A 7200-nucleotide genomic window follows, 5' to 3' on the forward strand; every position below is an offset into this window, starting at 1 on the left:
GACCGGAAAGAAGGCATATCGTGGCCGCGAAGTCCACCGATGTCCGGCCAAAGATCACCTTGGCCTGCGAAGAGTGCAAGCACCGCAACTACATCACCAAGAAGAACCGGCGCAACGACCCGGACCGCCTCGAGCTGAAGAAGTTCTGCCCGAACTGCGGTACCCATCGGGCCCACCGCGAGTCTCGCTAGTTTCTCCACGCGTGCACGCTGCCGCGTTGGTCTAAAGTGCCGGAGCAGGATTCACCCGCTCCGGCACTTGGTGTAAGTGCGGTAGTGAGCGCTCCGCCGACTCCCGGTAGCGGGGTCAGATAGGGACAGCCTTCCGTGACAATCAACACCGGTACCGAAGTCGAGACGGATCAGACCGCCACCGAATCGAACGGAAAACCGTTAGATCCTGCGGCCCATGCGGCGGCGATGGTCGGTCACCACTACCGCGTCGACGACTACTACGAGGTCGGCCGCGAGAAGGTGCGCGAGTACGCCCGCGCCGTGCAGGACTACCACCCGGTGCACTGGGACGAGGACATCGCCCAGGAGTACGGCCACGACAGCCTGGTCGCACCGCTGACCTTCATCTCCCTGGTCGGAATTCTGGCCCAGCGCAAGCTGTTCGAGCAGGTCGTCACCGGCTACGACCTGAGTCAGATCATGCAGACCGACCAGATCCTGGAGTTCCACCGCCCGATCCGGGTCGGCGACCAGCTCACCTGCGACGTCCACCTGCACTCCTTCCGGCAGGCCCCGGGCGGCGCCGACATGATCGTGACCAAGAACATCGTCACGGCCCAGAACGACGAGCTGGTGCTCACCACCTACACCACCCTGGTGGGCCGCAGCGGCGCCGAGATCGATCCGAACATCGGTGACGCCGTCCGCAACGTGCTCATGCACGGCATCGGGGAGGCGCCCGGCCATCATCCGCGTACCGCCCCGTCGACGTCCGAGGCGCCGGTTCCGGCCGCCACGGTTCCCGACGCGGCCCCCAGCAAGCGCGCGATCCGTTTCGACGACGTCACCGTCGGCGACGAGCTGCCCTCGCGCACCGTCCGGCTCACCCGCGGCGACCTGGTCAACTACGCCGGTGTCTCCGGCGACGCCAACCCGATCCACTGGAGCGACGACGTGGTCAAGCTCGTCGGCCTGGACAACGTGGTGGCGCACGGCATGCTCACCATGGGCCTGGGCGGCGGGTTCGTCACGTCCTGGCTGGGCGACCCGGGCGCGGTCAAGGAATACAACGTCCGCTTCACCAGCCCGGTCTACGTGCCCGCCGACCGCCCGGCGGAGATCGAGTACACCGGCAAGGTCAAGTCGATGGATCCGGAGACCCGCACGGCCGTCGTGGCGATCGTCGCGAAGTCCGAGGGACGTAAGATCTTCGGGCGCGCCACCGCCACGGTGCAGCTGGTGTGAGGCGTTCCGACCCGATTGGCGGCCCGCAGTGCCGGTAACGTACACTCGGGATTCTGGGGTCGCCAGCCGCTGCGCGCTGCTCTGAAGGGGCTGGTTCCGGACGGGAAACCGTCGGGGCCGCCGTCGCCGGAGTGGCGCGCGTGTCGTGTGACAAGCCAGGTACAACTGAAAAGAAACGGTGCTGGATAATCCAAGACGTCCAGCCGAAGGGGCGTAGCTCAATTGGCAGAGCAGCGGTCTCCAAAACCGCAGGTTGCAGGTTCAAGTCCTGTCGCCCCTGCACTGGATGCCAGCGACGAGAGAGGATCGACGTGAGCAAGCGAAGCGAGCAAGCCATTGCCGCCACGCATGCCCACGACGAGCCGAGCGAGGAGTGGTTGTGAGCGACGAGCGGGACAATCGCCACGGCGCGGGTGCGTCCGATGACGATGACACCGCGGTGAGTCGGCCGAGCGGCAAGCGGTCGTCTCGGCGTGCTCGCGGAGCATCCTCGCAGACCGATACGGGTGCCATCGCCACCATCGAGCGGGCCGGCGGCGACTCGGGGTCGGCGAAGGCGTCCAAGGCCGACAAGAAGGCCGCGCGCGGTTCGGCGAATCCGTTCAAGCGCCTGGTGAAGTTCTTGCGCGAGGTGGTCGCGGAACTGCGCAAGGTGATCTGGCCCAACCGCAAGCAGATGGTCACCTATACGAGCGTGGTCTTGGTGTTCGTGATCGTGCTGGTCGCGTACATCGCCGGGTTGGATGTGGCGTTCATCAAGGGTGTCAACTGGCTGTTCGGCTAGCTGATCCCGCGCCGGTTACCGTCCCGGAGCAGGCCGGATTTCGGCCGGGCAGGGGCGGCGCCATCCGCCGGATGCCCTCCGGCACGCAGAGGAAGTTAGTGACGACACAGGAAGCGAGTGCCCAGTGAGCACCCCGGAGAACGGCACAACCGAAGAGTTCCCGGTCGACGACGTGGTGGAGCAGTCCGCCGCGGAGGAGACCGTGGAGGACTCGGCGGACTCCGCGCCGACCGCGGAGGAGCCCACCGACGCACCGTCCGATTCGGCCGCGGAAGACGTCACGGAAGAACCCGCCGACGCACCAGCGGACGAGGAGCCCGCCGATCCGGTCGCGGAGATGAAGGCCGCGCTGCGGCGCGCTCCCGGCGACTGGTACGTCGTCCACTCCTATGCCGGCTACGAGAACAAGGTGAAGGCCAACCTCGAGACCCGCGTGCAGAACCTGGGCCTGGAGGACTACATCTTCCAGGTCGAGGTGCCGACCGAGCAGGTCACCCAGTTCAAGAACAACCAGCGCAAGACGGTTCAGCAGAAGATCCTGCCGGGTTACATCCTGGTCCGGATGGACCTCAACGACGAGTCGTGGGGCGCGGTGCGCAACACCCCGGGCGTCACCGGTTTCGTCGGCGCCACCTCCCGGCCCTCGCCGCTGTCGATCAACGACGTGGTGAAGTTCCTGGTCCCGGCCGAGCAGCAGCAGAAGAAGCCCGCCGCCGCGGCGAGTGCCGCCGCGTCCGCGGAGGGTGGCGCCGCCGAGGTCGCGCCGAAGCCTGCCCTCGAGGTCGACTTCGAGGTCGGCGAGTCGGTGACCGTCATGGACGGCCCGTTCGCGACGCTGCCGGCCAGCATCTCCGAGATCAACGCCGAGCAGCAGAAGCTCAAGGTGCTGGTGTCGATCTTCGGTCGCGAGACCCCGGTGGAGCTGGCCTTCACCCAGGTCGCGAAACTCTGAGACTTGCAATAAGGCAAGAAACCAACCAAGGAAGAAAGATGCCCCCCAAGAAGAAGAAGGTCGCCGGGCTCATCAAGCTCCAGATCCAGGCCGGTGCGGCCAACCCCGCCCCGCCCGTGGGTCCCGCGCTGGGTCAGCACGGCGTCAACATCATGGAGTTCTGCAAGGCGTACAACGCCGCGACCGAGTCGCAGCGTGGCAACGTCATCCCGGTCGAGATCACGGTCTACGAAGACCGCTCGTTCGATTTCAAGCTGAAGACTCCGCCCGCCGCCAAGCTGCTGCTCAAGGCCGCCGGTATCCAGAAGGGTTCGCCGGAGCCGCACCGCAACAAGGTCGCGACGATCACCATGGATCAGGTCAAGGAGATCGCGAAGACCAAGCAGGAAGATCTGAACGCCAACGACATCGATCAGGCGGCGAAGATCATCGCGGGTACCGCTCGCTCGATGGGTATCACCGTCTCCGAGTAGACCCCGGCCAAAAGCGTGCCGGGGATGCGACAGCATGCCGGGCCAAGTGGGAGGGACGGCCAGTCCCGGAAACCACGTCTGAACCACGAACAGGACAGAGAATCATGGCAAAACGAAGCAAGGCTTATCTCGAGGCGGCCGCCAAGGTCGACCGCGCTGCGCTCTACTCCCCGCTGGCCGCCACCCGGCTGGCGAAGGACACCTCCACCAAGAAGACCGACGCCACCGTCGAGGTCGCCGTCCGTCTGGGTGTCGACCCCCGCAAGGCCGACCAGATGGTCCGCGGCACCGTCAACCTGCCGCACGGCACCGGTAAGACCGCCCGCGTCATCGTGTTCGCCGCCGGTGAGAAGGCCGCCGAGGCCGAGGCCGCCGGTGCCGACGCCGTGGGCGCCGAGGATCTGATCGAGCGGATCCAGGGCGGCTGGCTGGACTTCGACGCCGCGATCGCCACCCCGGACCAGATGGCCAAGGTCGGCCGCATCGCGCGCGTGCTGGGCCCCCGCGGCCTGATGCCGAACCCGAAGACGGGCACGGTCACCACCGATGTGACCAAGGCCGTCAACGACATCAAGGGCGGCAAGATCAACTTCCGCGTCGACAAGCAGGCCAACCTGCACTTCGTGATCGGCAAGGCCTCCTTCGACGAGAAGAACCTGGTGGAGAACTACGGCGCCGCGCTGGAGGAGATCCTGCGCCTGAAGCCCTCGACCGCGAAGGGCCGCTACGTCAAGAAGGTGACGATTTCGACGAACACCGGACCGGGCATCCCGGTGGACCCGAACCGCACCCGCAACCTCACCGAAGAGGACGCGTAGTAGCGCAAGACCTGAACGGCCGGTACGGATCTCCGTACCGGCCGTTTTCGTATAGTAGAGACAACTCGACAACGTCGAAGAGACTCTACAAATGCATTATCGTGTGAGTATGAGCCGGACCGTGCATGTTCCCTACGTGCTGGAACAGGATGAAGACGGCGTGTGGTGCGCAAGTGCCACCATCCGTCCCGGCGTCGGTGCCGTAGGTGACGGTGACACTCCTGACGCTGCTCTCACAGACCTCCGCGAGGGCCTGCTGGCGCTCTTCGAGGATGTCGAGCCACCTGCTGAAATGACTCTCGAACTCGACGTGGCATAGCTATTGCTCAGCTAGGCTGCACGGGTGCCTCCAGTACCAATTGTGCGCGGCGACAAGGTTGTTCGAGCTTTGGAACGGGCCGGTTTCGAGATCGCTCGGGTTCGAGGCAGTCATTTCGTCATGAAGCACCCGGATGGCCGTTCGGTTCCGGTGCCGGTTCATTCCGGACAGGACATGCCGAGGGGTACTTTTCGGAGCATCGCCACGATCGCTCAGATTGCGGTGGAGGATCTGATCGAGCTCCTGTAGTCGGCCCGTTTTGGCAGATGGGGGCGGGGTCCGCTATTCTGTACTGCGGTCGTCGACCCGTTCGGCGATCACCCCAATCGTTCTACCGAAGACCGTTGGTTGCTGCCGTCAGGCAGTCGAAGGTCCGGCGATATTGCCGGCGGCCCACGCAGGGAGAGCCGAGGTCGGGAAATACGCGTGAGTTCGCTCGCGCCCGTTTTCTTGTGCGCCCCGGGACCCCTGTGTCCGGGGCGTTAGCTTTGTCGCCGGGTCGTCTCCACCGGAGTCGGTAGTACTACGAACCGACCATCCAGAGAGGAGGCGAAGTATGGCAATTCAGTGGAAACACACCCAGGTCGACCAGATCACCGAGCACTTCAAGGGCTCCACCGCCACCGTGATCACGGAATACCGTGGTCTGTCGGTCGGCAAGCTCACCGAGCTGCGTCGTGCACTGGGCGCTGACGCCACTTACACCGTCGCCAAGAACACCCTGGTCAAGCGTGCCGCCGCCGAGGCGGGCGTGGAAGGCCTGGATGACTTGTTCGTCGGTCCGACCGCCATCACCTTCATCAAGGGCGAGCCGGTCGAGGCCGCGAAGGCGCTGAAGGCCTTCGCCAAGGACAACAAGGCCCTGGTCATCAAGGGCGGCTACATGGACGGCGCCCCGCTGTCCGTGTCCGAGGTCGAGCGCATTGCCGACCTGGAGTCCCGCGAGGTGCTGCTGTCCAAGCTGGCCGGTGCCATGAAGGGCAACATGACCAAGGCGGCCGGCCTGTTCGCCGCGCCCGCCGGCCAGGTTGCTCGCCTGTTCGCCGCGCTCGAGGACAAGAAGCGCGCCGAAGGTGGCGCCGAGGCCGCTCCGGCCGCCGAATAAGCCATTCCCCACCCCACAGACATCCATCGAAAGGAAACAACAATGGCCAACGTTGACGAGCTGCTCGAGACCATCGGCAACATGACCCTGCTCGAGCTGTCGGACTTCGTGAAGAAGTTCGAGGAGAAGTTCGAGGTCACCGCCGCCGCTCCGGTCGCCGTTGCCGCCGTCGGTGGCGCCGCTGCCGGTGCCCCGGCCGAGGCCGCCGAGGAGCAGGACGAGTTCGACGTCATCCTCGAGGGTGCCGGCGACAAGAAGATCCAGGTCATCAAGGTCGTGCGCGAGATCGTCTCCGGCCTGGGCCTGAAGGAGGCCAAGGATCTGGTCGAGGGTGCCCCGAAGCCGATCCTGGAGAAGGTCGCCAAGGAGGCCGCCGACGCCGCCAAGACCAAGCTGGATGAGGCCGGCGCCAAGGTCTCGGTCAAGTAATAGCGGTCTATTCGCTTCGAAACGGGCGGTTCCCTTGGGAGCCGCCCGTTTCGCATCTTTCGGGGTCCCGGCGGAAAGCGTGCCGGGAATGATGGTGCGGCGTGCCGGGAATGATGGTGCGCGTGCCGGGGGTCGTGGTGCTGTGCGACAAAGTTTCTACCGACGAGTCAGGTAGGGTGTCCGAGGCAAGCGGCATACGATACAGTGGCCGCACCCCAGTGTGCCGCGTCACATCCGGCTGGAATTGTCTAGGCGTGGCTTCATGGGCGCTCGTCAGTAGGAATTGTGGAGGTTGGCGTGGGCGTCGAGGTCAGGACCGAAGCTGTAACCAAGTCTTTCGGTTCGCAGCGTATTTGGCAGGATGTCACCCTGACCCTGCCTCCGGGGGAAGTCAGCGCGCTGCTCGGCCCCTCCGGTACCGGTAAGTCCGTCTTTCTGAAGTCGCTGATCGGACTGCTGCGCCCGGAGCGCGGCTCGATCTTCATCGACGGCACCGACATCACCACCTGCTCCAACAAGGAGCTCTACGAGATCCGCAAGCTGTTCGGCGTGCTGTTCCAGGACGGCGCCCTGTTCGGCTCGATGAACCTGTTCGACAACGTGGCCTTCCCGCTGCGCGAGCACACCAAGAAGAGCGAATCCGAGATCAAGAAGATCGTCATGGAGAAGCTCGAGCTGACCGGTCTGCTCGGCGCCGAGGGCAAGCTGCCCGGCGAGATCTCCGGCGGTATGCGCAAGCGTGCCGGGCTGGCCCGCGCGCTGGTGCTGGACCCGCAGATCATCCTCGTCGACGAGCCGGACTCCGGCCTCGACCCGGTGCGCACCACCTACATCAGCCAGCTGCTGCTCGATATCAACGCCCAGATCGACGCCACGATCCTGATCGTGACCCACAACATTCA

11 protein-coding genes and 1 tRNA gene are annotated in these 7200 nt (G+C 65.2%); all 12 read left to right on the forward strand.

Annotated features, from left to right (window positions below; genetic code table 11):
• The first annotated feature begins 20 nt into the window (after positions 1 to 20).
• Positions 21 to 191, forward strand: coding sequence for a 50S ribosomal protein L33 (gene rpmG / locus NM1_RS30950; RefSeq protein ID WP_019049401.1), 171 nt, complete (start codon positions 21 to 23; stop codon positions 189 to 191).
• Positions 192 to 326: 135 nt separating this feature from the next.
• On the forward strand, positions 327 to 1418 hold the full coding sequence (locus tag NM1_RS30955; RefSeq protein WP_068027984.1) for a fused (3R)-hydroxyacyl-ACP dehydratase subunits HadA/HadB: 1092 nt from the start codon (positions 327 to 329) through the stop codon (positions 1416 to 1418).
• A gap of 207 nt (positions 1419 to 1625) precedes the next feature.
• A tRNA-Trp gene (locus tag NM1_RS30960) sits at positions 1626 to 1698 on the forward strand.
• 99 nt (positions 1699 to 1797) lie between these two features.
• Positions 1798 to 2202 carry a preprotein translocase subunit SecE gene (gene secE / locus NM1_RS30965; RefSeq protein ID WP_068027987.1) on the forward strand — a complete coding sequence of 135 codons (405 nt, stop codon included), beginning with the start codon at positions 1798 to 1800 and terminating at the stop codon, positions 2200 to 2202.
• A gap of 124 nt (positions 2203 to 2326) precedes the next feature.
• A complete protein-coding gene (nusG, locus tag NM1_RS30970; protein WP_068027990.1) occupies positions 2327 to 3154 on the forward strand; it encodes a transcription termination/antitermination protein NusG in 828 nt (275 codons plus the stop codon).
• Between the two features lie 38 nt (positions 3155 to 3192).
• Complete coding sequence (gene rplK, locus NM1_RS30975) at positions 3193 to 3627, forward strand: 50S ribosomal protein L11 (RefSeq protein ID WP_068027991.1); 435 nt, start codon at positions 3193 to 3195, stop codon at positions 3625 to 3627.
• A 104-nt stretch (positions 3628 to 3731) separates the two neighbouring features.
• Positions 3732 to 4445, forward strand: coding sequence for a 50S ribosomal protein L1 (gene rplA / locus NM1_RS30980; RefSeq protein ID WP_068027992.1), 714 nt, complete (start codon positions 3732 to 3734; stop codon positions 4443 to 4445).
• A 109-nt stretch (positions 4446 to 4554) separates the two neighbouring features.
• Complete coding sequence (locus tag NM1_RS30985; protein ID WP_068027994.1) at positions 4555 to 4764, forward strand: hypothetical protein; 210 nt, start codon at positions 4555 to 4557, stop codon at positions 4762 to 4764.
• Between the two features lie 42 nt (positions 4765 to 4806).
• Positions 4807 to 5013, forward strand: a complete 207-nt coding sequence (locus tag NM1_RS30990; RefSeq protein ID WP_211339382.1) for a type II toxin-antitoxin system HicA family toxin — start codon at positions 4807 to 4809, stop codon at positions 5011 to 5013.
• Positions 5014 to 5320: 307 nt separating this feature from the next.
• The gene (gene rplJ / locus NM1_RS30995) at positions 5321 to 5869 is read left to right on the forward strand and encodes a 50S ribosomal protein L10 (protein ID WP_068027998.1); all 549 of its coding nucleotides are present in this window, start codon (positions 5321 to 5323) and stop codon (positions 5867 to 5869) included.
• A 42-nt stretch (positions 5870 to 5911) separates the two neighbouring features.
• Complete coding sequence (gene rplL / locus NM1_RS31000) at positions 5912 to 6298, forward strand: 50S ribosomal protein L7/L12 (RefSeq protein ID WP_068028005.1); 387 nt, start codon at positions 5912 to 5914, stop codon at positions 6296 to 6298.
• 297 nt (positions 6299 to 6595) lie between these two features.
• Positions 6596 to 7200: ABC transporter ATP-binding protein (locus tag NM1_RS31005; protein WP_174556936.1), on the forward strand; the 605-nt coding region annotated here is incomplete at its 3' end.

It is taken from the genome of Nocardia mexicana NBRC 108244 (genome assembly GCF_001613165.1).
In the GTDB taxonomy this organism is placed as follows: Bacteria; Actinomycetota; Actinomycetes; order Mycobacteriales; family Mycobacteriaceae; genus Nocardia; species Nocardia mexicana.